General features: G+C 37.5%; 22 protein-coding genes and 1 other annotated feature. Of the genes, 18 read left to right on the forward strand and 4 right to left on the reverse strand.

All coding sequences use genetic code 11. The annotated features are described in order from the left end of the window. Positions 1 to 13 precede the first annotated feature (13 nt). Positions 14 to 634 carry a TetR/AcrR family transcriptional regulator gene (locus GVV22_RS01215; protein ID WP_159648388.1) on the forward strand — a complete coding sequence of 207 codons (621 nt, stop codon included), beginning with the start codon at positions 14 to 16 and terminating at the stop codon, positions 632 to 634. Between the two features lie 21 nt (positions 635 to 655). Here GVV22_RS01215 and GVV22_RS01220 read toward each other — a convergent pair whose 3' ends face one another. Next, entirely contained in the window at positions 656 to 1,408 is a 753-nt protein-coding gene (locus GVV22_RS01220) for a putative ABC transporter permease (RefSeq protein ID WP_159648389.1), read from the reverse strand. Between the two features lie 150 nt (positions 1,409 to 1,558). Here GVV22_RS01220 and GVV22_RS01225 point away from each other — a divergent pair, with 150 nt between their 5' ends. Further along, on the forward strand, positions 1,559 to 2,491 hold the full coding sequence (locus tag GVV22_RS01225; protein ID WP_159648390.1) for an alpha/beta hydrolase: 933 nt from the start codon (positions 1,559 to 1,561) through the stop codon (positions 2,489 to 2,491). A gap of 23 nt (positions 2,492 to 2,514) precedes the next feature. On the opposite strand, the gene GVV22_RS01230 is transcribed toward GVV22_RS01225, so the two are convergent. Then, positions 2,515 to 2,769: a hypothetical protein gene (locus GVV22_RS01230; RefSeq protein WP_159648391.1), complete on the reverse strand. Its 255-nt coding sequence runs from the start codon at positions 2,767 to 2,769 to the stop codon at positions 2,515 to 2,517. A 162-nt stretch (positions 2,770 to 2,931) separates the two neighbouring features. On the opposite strand from GVV22_RS01230, the gene GVV22_RS01235 reads away from it, so the two are divergent. From GVV22_RS01235 to GVV22_RS01300, 14 genes are all read left to right on the forward strand, one after another. Beyond that, positions 2,932 to 4,101 carry a DUF998 domain-containing protein gene (locus GVV22_RS01235; protein ID WP_159648392.1) on the forward strand — a complete coding sequence of 390 codons (1,170 nt, stop codon included), beginning with the start codon at positions 2,932 to 2,934 and terminating at the stop codon, positions 4,099 to 4,101. A 78-nt stretch (positions 4,102 to 4,179) separates the two neighbouring features. Further along, a complete protein-coding gene (locus GVV22_RS01240) occupies positions 4,180 to 6,339 on the forward strand; it encodes a peptidase domain-containing ABC transporter (protein WP_159648393.1) in 2,160 nt (719 codons plus the stop codon). A 67-nt stretch (positions 6,340 to 6,406) separates the two neighbouring features. Further along, a complete protein-coding gene (locus GVV22_RS01245) occupies positions 6,407 to 7,513 on the forward strand; it encodes an HlyD family efflux transporter periplasmic adaptor subunit (protein ID WP_159648394.1) in 1,107 nt (368 codons plus the stop codon). Positions 7,514 to 7,605: 92 nt separating this feature from the next. Then, a complete protein-coding gene (locus GVV22_RS01250) occupies positions 7,606 to 8,319 on the forward strand; it encodes a DUF1361 domain-containing protein (protein WP_159648395.1) in 714 nt (237 codons plus the stop codon). 15 nt (positions 8,320 to 8,334) lie between these two features. After that, positions 8,335 to 8,670 (forward strand): DUF6054 family protein, encoded by a 336-nt coding sequence (locus tag GVV22_RS01255; RefSeq protein ID WP_159648396.1) that lies wholly within the window; start codon positions 8,335 to 8,337, stop codon positions 8,668 to 8,670. After that, positions 8,664 to 9,134 (forward strand): SDR family NAD(P)-dependent oxidoreductase, encoded by a 471-nt coding sequence (locus GVV22_RS11095; RefSeq protein WP_159648397.1) that lies wholly within the window; start codon positions 8,664 to 8,666, stop codon positions 9,132 to 9,134. The genes GVV22_RS01255 and GVV22_RS11095 overlap by 7 nt, the downstream gene beginning before the upstream one ends. A gap of 46 nt (positions 9,135 to 9,180) precedes the next feature. Continuing rightward, positions 9,181 to 9,453, forward strand: a complete 273-nt coding sequence (locus GVV22_RS11100) for an SDR family oxidoreductase (RefSeq protein WP_328603011.1) — start codon at positions 9,181 to 9,183, stop codon at positions 9,451 to 9,453. A gap of 308 nt (positions 9,454 to 9,761) precedes the next feature. Then, positions 9,762 to 10,958, forward strand: coding sequence for an ABC transporter ATP-binding protein (locus GVV22_RS01270; protein WP_159648398.1), 1,197 nt, complete (start codon positions 9,762 to 9,764; stop codon positions 10,956 to 10,958). Next, positions 10,958 to 11,596, forward strand: coding sequence for an ABC transporter permease (locus GVV22_RS01275; protein ID WP_159648399.1), 639 nt, complete (start codon positions 10,958 to 10,960; stop codon positions 11,594 to 11,596). The genes GVV22_RS01270 and GVV22_RS01275 overlap by 1 nt, the downstream gene beginning before the upstream one ends. Before the next feature lies 1 nt (position 11,597). Continuing rightward, a complete protein-coding gene (locus tag GVV22_RS01280) occupies positions 11,598 to 12,569 on the forward strand; it encodes a glycine betaine ABC transporter substrate-binding protein (RefSeq protein ID WP_159648400.1) in 972 nt (323 codons plus the stop codon). Then, the gene (locus tag GVV22_RS01285; RefSeq protein WP_159648401.1) at positions 12,570 to 13,202 is read left to right on the forward strand and encodes an ABC transporter permease; all 633 of its coding nucleotides are present in this window, start codon (positions 12,570 to 12,572) and stop codon (positions 13,200 to 13,202) included. 55 nt (positions 13,203 to 13,257) lie between these two features. Beyond that, positions 13,258 to 13,788, forward strand: coding sequence for a dihydrofolate reductase family protein (locus GVV22_RS01290; protein WP_159648402.1), 531 nt, complete (start codon positions 13,258 to 13,260; stop codon positions 13,786 to 13,788). A 29-nt stretch (positions 13,789 to 13,817) separates the two neighbouring features. Then, positions 13,818 to 16,421, forward strand: a complete 2,604-nt coding sequence (locus GVV22_RS01295; protein WP_159648403.1) for a sensor histidine kinase — start codon at positions 13,818 to 13,820, stop codon at positions 16,419 to 16,421. Further along, entirely contained in the window at positions 16,396 to 17,076 is a 681-nt protein-coding gene (locus tag GVV22_RS01300; RefSeq protein ID WP_159648404.1) for a response regulator transcription factor, read from the forward strand. Before GVV22_RS01295 ends, GVV22_RS01300 begins: the two co-directional genes overlap by 26 nt. A 47-nt stretch (positions 17,077 to 17,123) precedes the next feature. Here the strand turns inward: GVV22_RS01300 and asnS are convergent, their stop codons facing one another. After that, entirely contained in the window at positions 17,124 to 18,488 is a 1,365-nt protein-coding gene (gene asnS, locus GVV22_RS01305; protein WP_159648405.1) for an asparagine--tRNA ligase, read from the reverse strand. A gap of 39 nt (positions 18,489 to 18,527) precedes the next feature. Beyond that, positions 18,528 to 18,765, reverse strand: a binding site (T-box leader). Positions 18,766 to 18,922: 157 nt separating this feature from the next. Here asnS and GVV22_RS01310 point away from each other — a divergent pair. After that, positions 18,923 to 19,084 (forward strand): hypothetical protein, encoded by a 162-nt coding sequence (locus tag GVV22_RS01310; protein ID WP_159648406.1) that lies wholly within the window; start codon positions 18,923 to 18,925, stop codon positions 19,082 to 19,084. A 15-nt stretch (positions 19,085 to 19,099) separates the two neighbouring features. Beyond that, positions 19,100 to 19,264, forward strand: coding sequence for a hypothetical protein (locus tag GVV22_RS01315; protein WP_159648407.1), 165 nt, complete (start codon positions 19,100 to 19,102; stop codon positions 19,262 to 19,264). Between the two features lie 211 nt (positions 19,265 to 19,475). On the opposite strand, the gene GVV22_RS01320 is transcribed toward GVV22_RS01315, so the two are convergent. Continuing rightward, positions 19,476 to 19,916, reverse strand: a complete 441-nt coding sequence (locus GVV22_RS01320; protein ID WP_159648408.1) for a GNAT family N-acetyltransferase — start codon at positions 19,914 to 19,916, stop codon at positions 19,476 to 19,478. Positions 19,917 to 20,044 lie beyond the last annotated feature (128 nt).

Genomic DNA, 20,044 nt, shown 5'->3' on the forward strand with positions numbered 1-20,044 from the left:
TTGAGGTATAAATATGAAAAATAGATATGATTCTGAACGGACAGTGCAAGATATTATCAATGTTTCCATTAAGCTGTTTTCTGAAAAAGGATATGAAAAAACATCAATTCAAGATATTGTAAATGGCTTAGATGGGCTGACACGAGGGGCCATTTACCACCATTTTAACAGTAAAGATGACATTCTAGTTGCGGTCATTCAAGAGATTGTCATGAATAGTGATTATTTCAATCAATTTTTAAATGTTGAAGGAAGAACTGCAAAAGAGCAGCTCCAAGCACTTATTATCAAGGCATTCTCTAACTATGGTCAAGTGAATAACGATGTGGGTGCGGAGTTTCTAAAAAAGAATCCTGCTATATTAGTAGAAATTTTCAAACTAACGGTTAACCAAATAGCCCCAAAAGTCGAAATGCTTCTTGAAAGTGCAAATGCTGACGGTTCATTAACGATTAAAAACTCTAAGCAAGTTGCACAAGTCATGGTATTGCTTGGGGATACATGGTTCTCATCAGCAATGTTTGAAGATACAAGCGCAAATTTCAATGTAAAGATTGACGTCCTGATCGATGCTTTAAATGGACTCGGGGTCACAATTTTTGATGATGCCACAATTAATGCATTAAAACGATAAAAGAGCTCATAATTAAGCTCTTTATTTTTTGTTTTTACGAATGCGGTAGAAGTCTTGGATATCTTCAATAAACTCTTGAAGCGATTCACTTTTAAGACGTGGGAATGCTTTAAGCAGACGAACTTCACGTGACTTAAGTGTTGCCTTCAATGTATCGTAGGAAGCATTAAGTTCCTTTAATCGAATCTCGTACGAACCTTCTAGTTTTGATTTCAATCTATCAATTTCATACTTTATATTGTTTAACTCGAATAAACGGCTTTGGAGGTTTAGCGTTGCTCGGAGTGACGCTATGAAGTCGACAATGACAACTACAAACAAAGCAAACGCAATATAATTAAGGTATTCCATGGAAATGTTGGCAACCAAATCTACAATAACAGGGTGAATGTATTCAACTAAGATGAGCGATAAAGCACCAAACATGGTTGAGTTAAGTAAACATACTCGCCCGTTGATATTCATAAACATTTCTGAATAGTCCCACCATCGCATTTTGAAAGCTTTCTCCATGATATAACTCGTCAGATACTCAAGTGAGCTTGTAAGAATCAATCCGAGTAAAAAGACGAGTGCCGGGTTGAACGCATAGGGTAGTAAAGTAGCGAGGATAATCATGGCACCAAAACCATAAATTGGAACCAACGGTCCATTTAAAAAACCGCGTTCTTCGAATTTTCCGGAGAGGATCGAACAATAAACTGTTTCTAAGATCCAACCAATAAAACTATAAATAATCCAATAGATAAATAAAAGTGCAATTTGTGAATTCATTATGAATCCTCCTGATGAAATCATAACAAAAATAGGATGTGTTTAATAGCGTTTGCGATGAACAGACACTTACGATTAAATAGACTTTACAAGTTACGTTTTGAATGATATTCTAAATATTATTTTGATAATCAAACTATTGGAGGAATTATGAAAAAGAAAATAACGATAGTCAGTTCAGTTATATTAATGTTTTGTCTCGTACTCTGGGGTGCTGGTGAGTATTTTTTTGCACAAGCAATCAAGATTGGACCCAAATCTTTTATTGATTCAGAAACGTCTGATGTATGGCGTGAAGCGAACACATGGTTTGCAGCAAAAGATTTAGAAACATGGAAAATTACATCAGACAATGGCTTATTATTGTCGGTAACATATATAGCAGCTACGGAAGCAACGAATTCAACGATCTTTGTAGCGCATGGTTATGGAAATAGTACAGCAACTATGACACAGTATATAAAAATGTTTCATGATGCGGGGTATAACGTGCTTGCAGCTGATGCCCGAGGTCATGGTGAGAGTGAGGGGTCATATATTGGGTTTGGCTGGCCTGAACGGCGGGATGTTGTTCAGTGGACACAGGAAATCGTAAATCGATTGGGTTCACAGCAACAAATTGGACTCTATGGATTGAGTATGGGTGCTTCGACAGTAATGATGGCAAGTGGAGAATCTGATCTTCCAACTAATGTAAAGGTGATTGTTGAAGATTGTGGTTATAGTTCTGTTGATGCGGAGTTGTCATTTCAACTCAGTGATATGTATAGTTTACCCGCGTTTCCAATGATTCCTGTTACAAGTTTATTGACAGAAGTGAAGGTAGGGTACAATTTTTATGAAGCAAGTGCGATTAATCAACTAAACAACAATGTAAAACCAATCATGTTCATTCACGGAGATGCCGATACCTTTGTACCAACATCGATGGTCTATGAACTATTCGAAGCAACACGTGGTCCTAAAGAATTATGGATTGTTGAAGATACAGATCATGCTGATTCATATGAAAATAAAGGGTATGAATATGCACAACGTGTGGTTCAATTTATGGATGCACACATAGAAAAAGCACACGACTGATTCGTGTGCTTAGGAATGCGGTTCTATTTGTAGACTTTACCAATAATGCCTTTGATTCCATCTAAGGCAATTTCTTCAGGGATTACAAACCAAAGAGATGTTTTTCCAAAAAGTGGAAAACCTCCTGGTTTGTTGTCATCACCATTCCATCGCATTGCGTAGACATCTGAGCCTTTCCAATTTATGATCGCAACAGCATATCCATCTGCGCCACCATCGTAAAGAACTCGGACATTTGTTGCACTTCCGCCAACATCTTGTGGTTTGATGTAAGTCATAATAGTACCTCCTTATATTCATAATAACACACTTATTCGTGTAAAAAAGGATGTTGGTCGTAGAATTGTCTTGAATTATTAGGAAATTAATAAAAATAGTGAAGGTACTGATATAAATATATTTGAAAATATCGTATTATAAAAACATAGGGGGATTCTTCCATGAAAGAAAAAAACTTGGGATTACCAATTCCAGAAGCATTACGGGAAACTGTCGAATTTGTCGATGGCCAAGAAGTTACGGTTACACTGACCGATACCGGTTTATTATATCAGTTAGATAGTTTAGCCAAAAAGGTTACCGTACCATTGATTCCTGTAGTCGTAGCATCAGTACTCGCGATGGTGGCCATGACAATCGTGTTTATGCCATATCATCAAATTCCTTTGGTGGGGATGAAGTCAATTGCGAGTGTTGTCATTATAACGGGTGTTATAACAGGTGTCGTGAATTTTACATATTTCTTTACTAAAAATAAAAATAACCAGATGGGGCATCTATCGAGTCAAATTTTTTGGCGAAATTACCCCGTGGTATTGATTTCTTTTACATTACTGCTCGTTGTCTCATTATTGTTTGGGTTTTGGATCATTGGTGAATTATTTTCAGGAGCGACCTTTGATGTCTATACTTCATCTTTGATGGGTGGGATTGTCATTGGGGTTGTAAACTACTTAATGATTCATACAGCCTTGAGTATTACACCAACGGTAATGATTCGCTCGTTAATCACGATTATTCTTGGTGGTGTTGGAGTTGCTATGATTACGAATCGTGACCAACAATGGTGGTTGTACAACTTTAGTTTCCTCGGAACGCCTGAAGCGACACGTAGTTGGCAATTTAACTTAACGCTCATTTTGTCTGCATTTTTAATGATTGCATTGATTGACTATGTTTTCGTGCTCTTGTATGAAGTGCTCGGAAAATCAAAAAACTTATTGATTTTAAAACTTCTCTTGATTGCAACTGCAATATGCCTTGGTGGTGTTGGGTTCTTCCCATACAATGACAGTGTTTTTTATCAGAATATGCACAATCGCGTTGCGGGCTATCTTGTTTATCTCTTTATTATTCTGATAATTGCCATTAAATGGTTATTACCAAGTGTATCTAAAGAATTCTTGCGACTATCATATATTCTTGGAGGTGTATTGGTAATTGTGTGTATTCTATTCTTAGGAGTCCACTACTTTTCACTTACAGCGTTTGAACTGATGGCTTTTGTAATCGCGTTTAGTTGGCTCTTACTGCTCATGCAATACCTCATCAATATAATCAATACTCATGGTAAAACATTTAAAGTTATCATTCACACAACAAAAGACTAACAGCCCTCAGGCTGTTTTTTTATTAGGTTAGGAGATTCTAAGATTAGCACATACTTAAACCTATAGAAGAGGTGAAGTATGTTTAAACGTTTTAAGCACACGCAGCAACATGAGTCTTGCGATTGTGGAGTGGCTGCAGTAAGTACAATTCTCAAATCGTATCATGTTTGGGTTAGTTATGGAGATATTAAGGAGGCAGTAGAGACTGATAGAACTGGAACCCAGATTAATCTCATTTCTGAGTATTTTAAATCACTCGGCTTCACAACATGTATGGTTCGAACACAAATTAATGAATTAACCCCACGCTTGACTTATCCGATTCTCATTCATGTTTACTTGGAAAATGCTGCGGAACACTATATTGTAATTCATGCAATGACACGTCGAAATAAATTCATTATTTCTGACCCTAGGGACAAGAGTGTTAGAAAAGTATCTAAAGATACATTAGAAGCGATATTCTCAGGAAATGCTCTCTTTCTAATTGCAGCATCAGATCAGTCAGGTTTTTATCATGAACAAAAGACAATTTATACATTTATGCGTTCACTTATAAAACCAAATATATCAACGGTTATTTTATTGATTGTATCGTCAATAGTAATGAGTATCTTAGGCCTGTTTTCAAGTACCTTTCCAAAATTGGTGATGGATTCTATTATTCCGTATGATTTAAAAAATTCGCTTCCAGTCTATGGAATTATTTATATAGTTTGTACAATATTTCAATCCATTCTAAGAGCATACCGTAGTATGGGTATGTATTATTTTATGCGTCGTATTGAGGTGCCAACAATTTTGAATTTTTTCGAACACCTTTTAAAAATTCCTCTACAGGCAATAGTTCAAAGACAAAACGGTGATTTGCTCACACGTTTTCAAGATATCATTAGTGTTATTAATACGCTGGGAACTGTGACCATCAGTGTGGTAGTGGATGTGATAATCGGCACAATTGCACTTTTGCTTATGACAAACACGAATCCCAAATTATTTGGGGCATTAGGTTTAATCATATTGATTAATATTTTGTTGGTTTATTTCTTTAAAGGACCATACCAACGTATTAATCAACAACAAGTCAATGCTCAAGGTCAGGTAAATTCCGTCATGATAGAGTCATTACAGAATATTGAAACTATTAAATCGATGAAAGTTGATAAGTACGCAATCAAACGCTTTGAGAAGTGTTATGAAAAACTTATGTATCTTTCCCATAAAGAACATGCGATGGGAACACTTCAACAGTTATTTCTTGGATGCCTAAATGAAAGTAGTGGTATTATTTTTCTGATGCTTGGTGCCTTCATGATTATGGATGGATCATTGAAAATTGGTGATCTACTAGTCTTTCAGACGTTAAGTCAATATTTCATGGGACCAATTCAAAACTTTATTGATTTACAGATGCGATGGGTTGAGGCAAAAATCGCATTTGAACGTTTTGATGAAATTGCATCGTTGTCTGAGTATGATGCAGACTATGAAAGCCATAATATGAATATGGCAGATGCATATATAAAAGTAGAAGAAATTGGTCTGAAACAAAAACATCAAGAAGTATTAAAAGATTTGAATTTAGAAGTCATTAAAGGTTCAAAAGTCGCTCTTGTTGGGCTTTCGGGTTCTGGAAAAAGCACTTTTAGTAAAGTGTTGGCAGGTTTAATTAGACCGACGACAGGGACAGTGTCTATAGCGAATAATAGTTTTGACGAAGTAGAGGCTTTAGAGGCTGTAAAAATTGGGTATATGCCACAAAAGCCACAACTCTTCCAAGGAACAATTTTGGAGAACATTTGTTGTGGACGTGCAGTTTCGGTTGAATCGATCCAATACTTGATCCATCAACTTGGGGTCAAAGATATATTTGATTCGATGCCTCAAAAACTAAATACAGTACTTTTTGAAAATGCATCAAACCTATCAGGAGGTGAACAGCAAATTATTACATTAATTAGAACACTCATTCATAATCATGATATTTATATTCTTGATGAACCGACTGCAAATCTTGACAGCCAGCATCAAAAATCTGTTTGCGAGTACTTAATGCAGCAAAATAAAGAAAGGACAATGTTTATAATTTCGCATCAAATTTTGCCCGTAATTCATTGTGATCTCGTTTGTTTCATGGAAAATGGAACGATTTCCGGAACTGGAACACATCATCAATTGCTTCAGATACATCAAGGATACGCAACTCTTGTTGAGAATCAAAAGGTTGATGGTTTGTAATATGTCCACAAAAAAACAAATAAGGGCATTAAACTCACGAATCCAACTAATGCAAACGCCAAGAGGGATGACGCTATTTCTTATCGTAATTTTGCTTGTTATTGCTTTATCGGGTTATTTTGCAGCTGCAACTGTACAACCTACAAAAGTCCTTACTACTCAAGGGTATATCACAACATCGAATCGTCAGATTCTATCTGTGAACAACCCTCTCAAAGTTAAGTCAATTCATTATAAAAATGGTGACTACGTTGAAAAAGGAGTAAAGATTTTGGAAGGCGATACAACAACTCATATTAATAATGTTGATCTAATTGAAGAACAATTACGAAACTTGGACAAGCGACATGAGGCAGTAAATCTGTTTATTATGAGTCTACAGCAAAAGTTTAATCATTTAAGTCAAAGCGAATATCAGCTCGAGTATTATGGCAAAGTGGCATATTTTTTGAATACAATAAAACAAGAAAAAGATCAAAAGCAAGCTATTAAAGAGAAGATAGATTCGAAGAAGATCCAATTGAACACGATGGCAAGTGATACCCTTGATGAAAAAGAGCAGATTCAAAATGAAGTGGAAGCGTTGCAACAACAAAGCGAAAGCTTTACTCAAGGTGAAAGCTTATACTATCAGCTTTTGTCTGAATCAGGTCATGCCAAAACACAGATAATGAATGAAACAGAGGGTTTAAATTTGAAACGGAGCGCGCTCGAAAAAGAAATGGAACAGCAATCCGTTAAAGCGCCTGAAAAAGGTATACTCCACTTATATCAACCAATTACGGCTGGAACTGAATTTCAGGCACAACAGATGTTTGGGGAGATTATTGATGGGACGAACACGGAATCATTTATTGAGACATTTGTAGAGAGCCACAGTCGCTTCAAAATTAGTACCAAACAGCAAATTAAGTTCTCAATTATTGGAAATAGGCAATTTAATCGTGAACTTATTAAGGGGGCAGTTACTTCAATTGAAGAATCTCCGACGATGACAACTCAAGATGGCAATACATCGTATCGGTACAAGGTCAGAATTCAATCAAACAAGCTTGAAGAATTGATTTCTAAACACCACGTTACTACAGCCGTAGAGCCACTCCTCATTCATTTCTTAGAAAAGGATGAAACATATCTGGATATTTTCTTGAAGGCAATTAATGTGAAGGGGTAAAGTTCTCCCAATCGACGAATAGTATACAATTAAAGTAAACGAAATAATATGATATAATAAGTTCATATCTTTACTTGTAAGGGGGATCTTATATGGGTGTTTCAAACTTAATTCTGTCGGCTGTTTTACTGAACCTATTTGCGTATACTACGATTAAGCTTAGACCACGAATATATGGAGTCTCATTGTTTAAGCCGATGATTTGGAACTTTAAATTATCATTATTACCGTTTGCGATTCTTGTCGTAGATACAATCATTTTTTTCTTGGCTGCAATCATTGCTTCGTATTCGGGTATTGCATTTATCCGTTATGCTGGAATGTTCACAGCAATCATGGGTTTGTTCGTGTGGCTGTTGGCACTACCAAATTCAGGATATCTTATTACCGAATTAAATTTGACGCATCGTGATATTGATGGTGATAAAGTACCGATTTGGTATGATATTATTTCAGTAATGGCATTTGCTATGTCAGGAATCGTGAATACTTTAGTTAATATTGTAATGATCCAAGTAATGATTTTAATTTTCTATGATCCCAGCACCGTAACAAAGACCCATCAATCAATATTTATGTTGACTGCACTAATTTTAAATCTATTAGTTGCAATTGGTGTTTATTTGGGTCGTTCAATACGATTCAACTCATGGGATGTAATCCATATCAAATCATTTATTGCCAAATTGAAAAATCATTTTACGCAACTAGGAGAATGGAAAAACTGTGTATTATTTGTCTTTTTTCATACATTATTCTTCATGATTATGTATGTCCTGGCGGGAATTCCATTTTTCTTTAAATAGAAAGGAACGATGACGATGGCTAATTTCAGATTTCAAACAAGTGGTGATTTAGTAAAGTTTAAAGAGTCCGTTCAAAAGATGACACGTGCTCTAAGCATGTCAATAACACAAGAAGAAGATATTATGATCAATGAACATACATATCTTCTAGGATTCGAACGCTATAGTATGGTTGGAAGTAATCGCATTTCTCTAACACTGGTTATTTCACAAAACGGACCAACTATTGATTTAGTTGCAATTTCAACCGGTGGAAGCCAGGCAAAACTTTTTAAAATTAATACTCTTGGTGAATCGCAATTTATTATCGATTTTGAGCGTGCGCTTGAGCGTCTTCCACAAACGTGGTAGTTACCAAAGGAGATTCAACGAAGCAAATAATAGTAACTGGAATCAGCAGACAAGATAGTATTGGTCCGTCGGTCGTGCGCCAACTTTTATCAGATGGACACCGTGTTATTGTTCACGGGTTTTCGCCATTTGACAGTTTAGTTGGTGGATACCGCGATGCATCTCAGACATTTACTGAATTGTTTGTTAAGTCACTTCAAGAACAGGGTTATGATGTTGATATGGTATCTTCAAGTGATCTTTCACATTCTGATAATGCTGAACGACTTATTCATGAAGCAAATTCAAAATTTGGAGAAATTCAAGGTCTCGTTCAAGGTCATGCTTACTCCAAACCTGAGCCATTTGAGGATATTACGTCTGAAGAAATGCGGATGCATTTTGATGTAAATGTAGTCAGTGGTCTCAAATTAATTCAAGCATTTACTAAGCAAAAAAATCAGATAATCAGTCATCAATTATAATGTTTACGAGTGGACAATATTTGGGACTGATGAAGGATGAGCTATCATATGCAATTTCAAAGATGCTATAATTACTATCGTAAGGCAAAGCGCACGCCTTTTGATGGACTCAAACATTCAAATTAATGCTATCAATCCAGGACCAACGGATACGGGTTACGCAACAGGTTCTGATTATGAAGCAGTTCGAGATCTCTTCCCATTAAAACGATGGGGAATACCTCAAGATGTTGCGAATTTAGTTTCAATGTTGATGGATCCAAAAGCTCAATGGATCACAGGTGAAGTGATTGCAAGTGAAGGTGGATTTCGTCGCTAATCACGCAACAAAATGAAAAGTTAACAAATTTTAACAATTTTTTCAGTTTGTCTAAGGCCTAGGATTAAAGCGGTCAAAATGATTATTAGCGGGAGCACATAAAGAACATTGAACCCTCATTTTTTGAGATTGAACTCTAAAAATGGTATACTTACTCCATTAGTATTCAGTGTTTTACAAATCATACAATCAAAGAACATGTAAATTATGTTCTTTTTATTTACATTTTGAGGGTGTTTTATTTTCAAGTAATTCCACAATTCACAGATTTGTAACATTGGGTACAGAAGACTGGAAGGGGATTTATGATGATAGAATTTAAAAATGTGACGAAGACATACGGTAATAAAAAAGCGGTCGATAACGTAGATATAAAAATTGATACGGGGTCGTTTGTGTGCTTTATCGGAACATCAGGTAGTGGTAAAACAACGACCATGCGAATGATTAACCGTATGATCGACCCAAGTAGGGGGACGATTTTCATTGATGGAGAAGATATTCAAAAAACCAATGAGGTAGCATTACGTAGAAAAATAGGATATGTCATCCAGCAAATTGGTTTGATGCCACATATGAGTATTTATGAAAACATTGTTATGGTCCCAAAATTACTAAAATGGGATGAAGCAACAATGCGTGAAAAAGCCGAAACATTGATGAAACGTGTCGATTTACCAATGGAACTACTGGATGCTTACCCATCTGAACTTAGCGGCGGTATGCAACAACGTGTTGGTGTTATCAGAGCGCTAGCTGCAGATCAAGATATAATTCTAATGGATGAACCATTTGGGGCTTTAGATCCAATTACGCGAGACGCACTGCAAAGACTGGTCAAGCAATTACAACGTGATATGAATAAGACCATAATATTCGTAACTCATGATATGGATGAAGCATTAGCGTTGTCAGACAAGATAGTAGTTATGGATCATGGGAAGGTTGTTCAACAAGGATCACCCAAAGACATCTTAACGAATCCAGCCAATGACTTTGTGCGCAGCTTAGTAGGTGAAGATCGTTTACATCAAGCGACATTTGAGTACAACTCGGTCGAACAATTAATGATTGAGCCAATTAAAGTAAATGCATCAGTATCTATTGCTGAAACAGTTCGTCATATGCAACAAACACGTGTTGACGATATTTTAGTTGTTGATGATGAAAATGTTCTAATTGGTAGAGTAGATATCCGCGCACTGATGCGTCGAAACAATCGCGAAGATGCTGTTCAAACTATCATGAAGCAAGTGACATACATCCATAATACGACGACAATTCGTGATGCCATTTACTACATTCAAGAATTAGGGCATCGAAATATTTCTGTTGTCGATAGCGATGGCAAGCTCGTTGGAATTGTGACACGTGCGGCAGTAGTTGGGGCAGTCTATGATGCATTTTGGAAAGACTACGAACCACAAGAAGACCTTGAAGTAATAAACGATGAATTGTCAGATAAAGCATCTTCAGCTGTTGCTCAGAATGGTGGTGCTGCCTAATGTTTTTTATTGAAAATGGTCCCATGATTCTTTCGAAGATTGGCGAACACTTATTGATTAGTACTGCTGCACTATTGCTTGGGTGCTTAATTGCGATCCCTTTAGGAGTCATCGTAAGCCGAAATAAGAAACTCGCTCAATTTACAATTTCAATCGCATCTGTTTTACAGACGATTCCGTCGCTTGCGTTGCTAGCAATGATTGTGCCAATAATGGGTGTGGGTCGTATTCCTGCAATCGTTGCACTTTGCATCTATTCATTACTGCCCATTCTTAGAAATACTGTTCTAGGAATGGAAGGTGTTAATCCAGGCATCGTGGATGCATCCAAAGGTATGGGAATGAATACCCTACAACAAATTTTTAAAGTGCAACTTCCGCTCGCATTATCGGTAATTATGGCAGGTGTTCGTTTATCAGCAACCTACGTATTGGCGTGGACTACTTTGGCATCATACATTGGCGCTGGCGGATTAGGAGACTTTATTTTTAGTGGGCTGAATAATTTTGATTTCAACCTTATCGTTGCCGGAACACTACCAATTATGATTCTTGCATTCATTGTTGATCTTCTCCTTGAGAAAGTAGAAATGAAGCTATCGCCTCAAACAGGTTCAGAACTTAGAGAGGGGGCATAATATGAAAAAAATAATCACAACATTAGTAGCACTTATGATTCTTACAGGATGTTCACTTCCAGGTTTAGGTGGAAATGCCCGTAATAATGACATTGTGATTGCTGGTGGTAATACTACTGAACGGCAGATTCTATCTGAAATTGTCAGTCAAATGACACAACACTACTTACCAGAAACACGCGTATCCCTTATCAATAATCTTGGATCAACCCTTCTCATATATCAAGCAATGAGCCGTAAAGATGCGAATATTTCGGGAGCTATGTATACAGGAACCTCGCTGACAGGTGAGTTAGGACTTCCGGCATCAAGGGATCCGCAGGATGCACTCAAACAAGTTCGTGAAGGGTACTTTGAACGGTTTGATATGGTTTGGTTCCCATCATATGGTTTTGCAAATTCCTATGCATTTATGGTAACACGCGAATTTTCAGAAACGTATGGCATTACCAAAGTTAGCCAACTAGAAGAACTCGCCCCATCATTGCGTGCAGGCGTTGACGCATCATGGATGGATCGCAAAGGAGATGGTTACGCTGACTTTAAGACTCAATATGGTTTTGATTTTGGCACAATGTACCCAATGGAGATTGGCCTAGTTTATAACGCCGTTCAAGTAAATGAAATGGACGTGGTGTTGGGTTACTCTACAGATGGCCGTATCGATGGTTATGACTTGGTTGTACTTGAAGATGATAAGAATCTATTTCCACCGTATGATGCAAGTCCAGTCTTATCACGCGCTGTACTCGAACAATATCCAGAACTTGAGACAATTATGCTTAAACTTGGAGGTGCTATTCCTCAAGAAACGATGCAACAATTGAATCAAAAATCTGATGAAGGTAAAATCGAACCCAAAGTAGTTGCTCGTGAGTTTTTAGAGGAGCATAACTATTTTGAAGATAAAACTGTTAAACCGTTGATACAACGTTCTGACTACAAGTTTTTGACTGAAAAGGAGGGGGAATAAATGATTCAAGAAATAATTGAATACTATATTGCGAACGGCGGAATTGTTTTCCAACAATTTCTTCGACACTTTCTAATATCAATATACGGTGTGCTATTTGCATCACTCGTAGCCATTCCCTTGGGATTCTTTATTGATCGTCATCGAAAATTGGCACCTTGGGTGATTCGTTTGGGAAATATCATTCAAACAATTCCATCCCTTGCAATGTTATCAATCTTAATGATTGGAATGGGACTTGGCCCCAATACAGTTGTTGTGACAGTCTTTTTGTATTCTTTGTTACCGATTGTAAAAAACACTTACACAGGTGTTCTAAATGTAGATGACCAACTGCTAGATGTTGCTAAAGGAATGGGAATGACCCAGTGGCAGATTTTATACAAAGTTGAGTTACCGTTAGCTGTATCCATTATCATCGGAGGAATTCGAAATGCGCTGGTGGTTGCGATTGGAATAACGGCAATTGGAACCTTTATTGGAGCCGGTGGTCTGGGTGATATTATAACCCGCGGTATCAATGTCTCGAATGGGAGTGCAATTGTATGGGCGGGAGCAATACCAACAGCCCTTATGGCTATTCTTTCTGATCTCTTGCTGGGTTCAATTGAGAAACGGTTATCTCATAATTAAAAGAAGTGATTCATCACTTCTTTTTTTGTATAATAGAAACAATGGAGGGATGATTATGCAAGAAACAATTTTATTCATTGCCGTGAGTATTGATGGATACATTGCGACAGAAACTGGAGCAATTGATTGGCTAGATTTAGACCGTGTGCCATATGCTCCATCATCCCAATACACGCAATTTTACGACACGATAGGTGCTGTTATTATGGGACATAAGACATATAAGCACATTACGACAGAACTTGCTGTTGACAATTATCCGTACAAAGATGTTCAATCTTACATATTTACGCATCAACCATCTACGAATACTGATTCAATGACATTTCTCAACGAACAGGTTGACGTTGCACTGCCGAAGATTCGAAAAGCGACAGAAGGAAATATCTGGATTGTTGGCGGGAACGGTGTCATTCAACCTTTAATTGAAAAAAATCTTATCGATACATATATCATTACAATCATTCCTGTGTTTTTGGGTAGAGGTATTCGTCTTTTTGAATCATTTGATTCAGACCGTTACGAATTTATCATGAAGTCTACAACCCTTGAAAATGGAATGGTTACATACACTTTTAAAAAATAATACTGCAATCAAGAGGGTGAGGCGATGAAATGAAGCGCGGTAAACTAAAAATATTCTTAGGATACGCAAAAGGCGTTGGAAAAACATATGCAATGCTTGATGAAGCGAAAACCCTAAAAAATGAAGGTGTGGACATTGTGATTGGGTATATGACACCCAATCAAAGTAAAACGACCTTAGCACAAGCAGCTACCCTTGAGACTATGCCCTATAAAACATACAAAAATGAAAGTCAAATCTACTTAGAATTTGATTTGGATGGATCGCTTCAACGAAAACCCAATACAATAGTGATTGATGAGTTGGCTCATGATAATGCACCAGGAATGCGACATAAAAAAAGATATCAGGATATAGAAGAATTGCTAAGAAATGGCATTAATGTATATACAACCATTAACATCAAAAATATTGATAGTTTGCATGATTTTGTGGAGTCAATTACAGGTAGGCGGGTTGATGAGCGGGTCCCTGATGTTATTTTTGACTCAGCGGATACCATTGAGCTCATTGATATCTCGCCCAAAGACTTATTACTTCGGGTTGCAAATATAGAAGGTACTGACGAGAAACGAGGTGTTTTCTTCCCTAAAGAAATCTTTACCGAAGAAAACCTTATTGCTTTGCGTGAAATAGCACTTCGTAAAGCAGCTGATCAAATTCATCACAGTAGTTACAAGACCGCATCCTACACAACAAAAGAACACATCTTAATCTGCCTTTCGACATCACCCACAAACGAAAAAGTTATACGGACTGCGAGCCGTATGGCTGAAGCATTTCATGCTAGTTTTACAGCAGTATACGTAGAGAATGAAACGAAGCAATTGAATCACGATGTTCAGCTTCAACTCCACCAAAATATAAAGTTGGCAGAAGCTTTAGGTGCACAAGTTACAATGCTTTATGGAGATGATATTGCACTTCAAATTTCTGAATATGCGCGCTTAAGTCAAGTAACAAAAATTGTGATTGGGCGAACTGTTCGTAAACGAGGAAGGTTTCGTGGTCCCAGTATTATTGACCAACTCTCAGAAACGGTTCCAACCATAGATATTTACGTCATTCCAGACCAAAGCACTTCATACTATTTAAAAAGGGAATCAACTTTACAGAAAGAAGTTTTTCATTGGAACGATGGATTTAAAGCTTTGTTAGTTATTTTTGGTGTCACTTTAGTTGGCGGACTCTTTGCCTATCTTGGTTTTAATGAATCCAATATTATCGTTGTGTATCTGTTAGGTGTTCTCGCAATCGCAATGTTAACTGAAGGACGCATTTGGTCATCTATTGCATCAGTGATATCAGTACTCGTGTTTAACTATTTCTTTACGAAACCACAATTTTCATTGCAAGCGGATGATTCAGGTTATCCTTTCACATTTGTATTCATGTTCGTTGCAGCGTTCGTAAGTAGCACGCTGACAACAAAATTGAAAGCTCGGGATCTTCAATCAGCGAAGAAAGCATATCGTACTGATGTTCTTCTTGAAACTAGTCTTCGCTTGCAAAAAGCATCGAACTATAGCGAAATAGTTGACGCTATGGGTCACCAAGTAAAAAAACTCTTAAACACAACAGTTATTATTTACACACCAGAAAGTAAACAGCTCGTTCCGACGGTATATAGCGACTTAAGTCCTGATTATATTCATCATGAATTATTGTCTGAAGATGAACGGAATGTTGCACAATGGGTTTACAGAAATAACAAACGCGCAGGTGCCTCAACAGACACAATGTCCGAAAGCCAAATGGCCTATATGGCAATTCGCTCAACTGATAAAGTTGTGGCTGTGTTAGCGGTTCATAATGATCACCAAAATATTGATCCGTTTTTACGAAATCTTCTGGTTTCATTAATTAACGAGGGTGGCATTGCACTAGAAAAAGCAGCATTGGATGCCCAACAGCACCACGATGCTTTAGTGATTGAACAGGAGAAACTGCGATCGACGATTCTTCGAACAATTTCACATGACTTAAGAACACCACTGACAACGATATTGGGCAACGTTGATTTACTCCAACATGGAACCCTTGATGATGGTGAGGTTGATCGAATTTATACTGATATCAAAAATGATGGAATTTGGCTCATGGATTTAATTGAAAACATTCTTGCGATGACAAAAATTGATAATGATAACCTAATTATTCAATTTGAAGGGGAAGTGCTTGAAGATTTAATTGCTGAAAGTGTGCACCGTGTTTCAGGAAAAGCAAAGCATCACACTATTATTGTGGATGACGCGGAGGATGTCGTACTTGTCAATGTAGACTCAAAACTTATGATCCAAGTCTTTACCAATTTAATCGATAATGCATTAAAGTATACACCAAAAGGAACACAAATCCGTATTCGTATCGATAACAATGACCCAGAAAAGGTGACGATTCATTTTGAGGACGAAGGACCAGGAATTGCCGACAAGCAACATCTTTTTGAGATGTTCTATACGCAAAATCAAGATAGTCGTCGTGGTATGGGGTTAGGATTGTATCTAGTTAATGAAATTGTGAAGGCTCATGGCGGAAGTATCACCGTAAGTGATGTTGAGCCGCAGGGTGTTCGTTTTTCAGTTAATTTAAGGAGGTATATTATTGATGAAACCGCACATATTAATCGTTGAAGACGATCCAATTATTCAAAATCTGATTCTTAATACACTTAAGCTTGAAGCGTATCCAGCTTATGTTGCCAATACGGCTCAAGAAGGTGTACAACTATTTAATGCCAATAATCCAGAAATCGTTATTCTGGATTTAGGGCTTCCAGATCGTGATGGTGTTTGGGTGGTGCAAGAAATTCGAAAACAATCACTTGCGCCCATTATTGTTGTGAGTGCGCGTGCTGAGGTAGATGATAAGATAGTGGCTTTGGATGCGGGGGCGGATGATTATATCACGAAACCTTTTGAACCAGAGGAACTAATGGCTCGAATTCGGGTAGCGCATCGTCGGCTCCATGTATCCGATACACAATCTACCCAATTTCGAAATGGAAATCTTGTGATTGACAGCGATGCGAGTACTGTTCAAATCCATGGTCAAGATGTACACGTAACACCGACGGAGTTTAAACTGTTATTGATGATGATTGAAAATGTCGGTAAGGTGCTAACCTATCATACGATTCTAAAGGAAGTATGGGGTTTATATTCAGATAATATTCCTGCCTTAAGAGTATTTGTGACTACGTTACGAAAGAAACTTGAAAAGTATGATCCAGATCTTCAATATTTACAGACACATGTAGGTGTCGGATACCGCATGATTAAGCATTAAAATATAAAGAAACCGCTGATTATACATGATAATCGGCGGTTTTATGATTAGAAATCTGCAGAGCCCGGTGTTCGAGGATAGGGAATTACATCACGAATGTTGTCCATACCGGTGATGTAACGCATAAAACGTTCGATTCCAAGTCCAAACCCACTGTGCTCCACTGTTCCATAACGGCGTGTGTCAAGATACCATGTGTACAACTGTTCATCAAGACCATGGGCTTTGATACGCTCTTGTAACACGTCAAGACGTGTCTCACGTTCGCTAGCGCCTACTATTTCTCCGATTTTAGGGAAAAGCAGGTCAGTGGCTGCGACTGTAACGTGATCGTCGTTGAGCTTCATATAAAAGGCTTTTTGATCTTTTGGATAATCTGTAACGAATACTGGTTTTTTAAAGACGACATCGGTTAGATAATGTTCATGTTCGCTTTGAAGCCCGGTTTCCCAAGTTGGAGTAACTGTAAAAGCATGATCTGAATCAAGAAGTAATTGGATTGCTTGTGAGTACGAAATTCGTCCGTAGGGCTCAGATACTGTTTGCTGTAATTTCTTGATAAGTCCTTTCTCGATAAATTCCTCAAAGAAAGCCAGTTCTTCTGATGCGTGATCAAGAACATACTGAATCATTGCGTTAGACATTGATTCAATGAAATCCATTAATCCCACAAGATCAACATAAGCCAACTCAGGTTCCACCTGCCAAAATTCAGATACATGTCGAGATGTATTTGACTTCTCTGCACGAAAAGATGGTCCAAAAGTATATACTCTTTGAAATGCTTGGATGAATGGTTCGATGTGAATTTGGCCTGTGACGTTTAAAAAGGCTTCTTGTTTAAAGATATCGTCTTTAAAGTCTTGATGAGGTTGCGTAGGGTCTAGGGTACTGATTCGGAAAACATCCCCACCACCTTCAGCATCAGTCGTCGTAATTGCCGGTGCTTGTATAAAAGTGACATCTTGAGATTCTAAGTATTTGTGCATCCCTTGTGTGAGGATTGAACGTGTCTTAAATACAGCATAAAAAGTGTTGGAACGTGGTCGAAGATGCGGAATCGTCCGGAGAAATTCAAAACTGTGACGTTTCTTTTGCAGTGGGTAATCACTGTCAGCCATGCCTTCAATGATAATAGAATCAATTGCAATTTCGTGCTTATGTTTGCCTGTAAGCCCAGTTTTCAATTGACCGCGGATTCGAACACTGCTCCCAATTGTAAGTTTGGAAACTACAGGATACTGTGAATGATCTGCGTCGATTACACATTGAGTCGTTACAAACTGTGATCCATCATGGATTTCAATAAAGAGAATAGAACGAGATTGGCGTGTTGTACGCACCCATCCCGCAACGTGAACAGGTTCCCCATGTTCTAAAGTATGTAATGATTTAAGTGAATGTAATGACATCTTAGGTCCTCCTTGGTATAAAAAAACAGCATTATATCCCAAAGGGACGAAATGCTGTGTTCCGCGGTACCACCCAAATTATCATAATAATGATCACTTTACGATTCTATCAAATCGTGTAGTAAGATAACGGACTACACCCGATTTTCCCTAGTTCAACGTTCAGGAAAATTGCTCAGAGGGGTTATTTGCAGTGGGCTTACTTAATGACCTTTCACCATCTGTCATCTCGCTAATAGCAGTTCCCAACGAAACATATCCTCGTCAACGCTTTATTTTGTACTATTATAACGCAGTCTGCTCAGAAAGCAAGTTTTAATGTAAATTAAATGACAAACCTGTAAGGCAGGTGTCATTAAGTTCGATGGCTCGTAAGATTCGCCCGAGGTATACTATGTATACAAAAGGTAATTCATACCACAAGGAGAAACATTATGACCATCGTAACTTTAACATCAACACTAATCACAAAACTTGCTGGTAAGAAACCAGCTACACCACAACCTGAAATGACATTGTTTGATATTGCAGAGAGTGCAAATCTTGATAAAGACCAAGTTGAGAGTTTCTATACAGCACTTAGCAATACATTATAATAGGAGGGATACACCATGACATTCATGACATTAGATTTAACAAAAAATAATAAAACACAGGCTTCAAAAAAAGAAGTAAAAATTGAGACAATACTTGACATTGCAGCTCAAGAAATTACAAATCCAGAATTGCAAGTTGCATTTATTAATAAATTGGCTGCTCAAAACAACCCTTTCTAGTGAAAGGGTTGTTTTTTTATGAGAAAATTATGACTAATTGAATAGCACTGTAAATTATGCTATAACAGATAATCATAAAAAAGAATAGGGCAACGAGTTTCCGTTTCATAGAACACCTCACGTAGTTACCATACCAATTTGTAACATAACTGCCATCGATAACAATAACGAAATCCTTACAAAGATGTAACAAAAAAACTCCCAAGGGAGTTTATTTGCGATCGATAATCATTTGTTCGTAGGCAATGAAGTCGTAACCTTTACGTTTGTATAAACGTTTTGCAGATTCATTTGCAGGTGCAACCTCAAGTCGGAACCGTTGCACATTCGGGAACATATCTTGAAGTTGGTCAAGAACTGCAGATCCAAGACCTTGTCCTTGATGAGAATCGAGGATACTCAATTCCTCGATCCATAGTTGTGGTGCTCCGATTTCTGTTGAAAACATTCGTGAGCATAAAACATACCCAGCAATGTTACCATCAACTTTAATAAACCATCCATAAGCATCCGAACTATTTAAGATATATTCAAAGTTCCGAGTAAATACAGAGATGTTTGGTGGTGTAAAGGATGCTGGACCACTGTGAAACTCGGATGCGAGAGCAATGTAGGCATCTAAATCATTGACTGTAAAATTTTCTAAGTTCATAAGAACCTCCTGTTTATACAAAAGAAAAGCGTAATGTTTATATTCTAACAAGTTGTGTATTAAATTTCAAATAGGACATTGGATTGATGAAAAAAATAATCGATGCTTCGAATTTTTGCGAGATGGAG

Source organism: Erysipelothrix aquatica (assembly GCF_009828825.1).
Classification (GTDB): domain Bacteria; phylum Bacillota_I; class Bacilli_A; order Erysipelotrichales; family Erysipelotrichaceae; genus Erysipelothrix; species Erysipelothrix aquatica_A.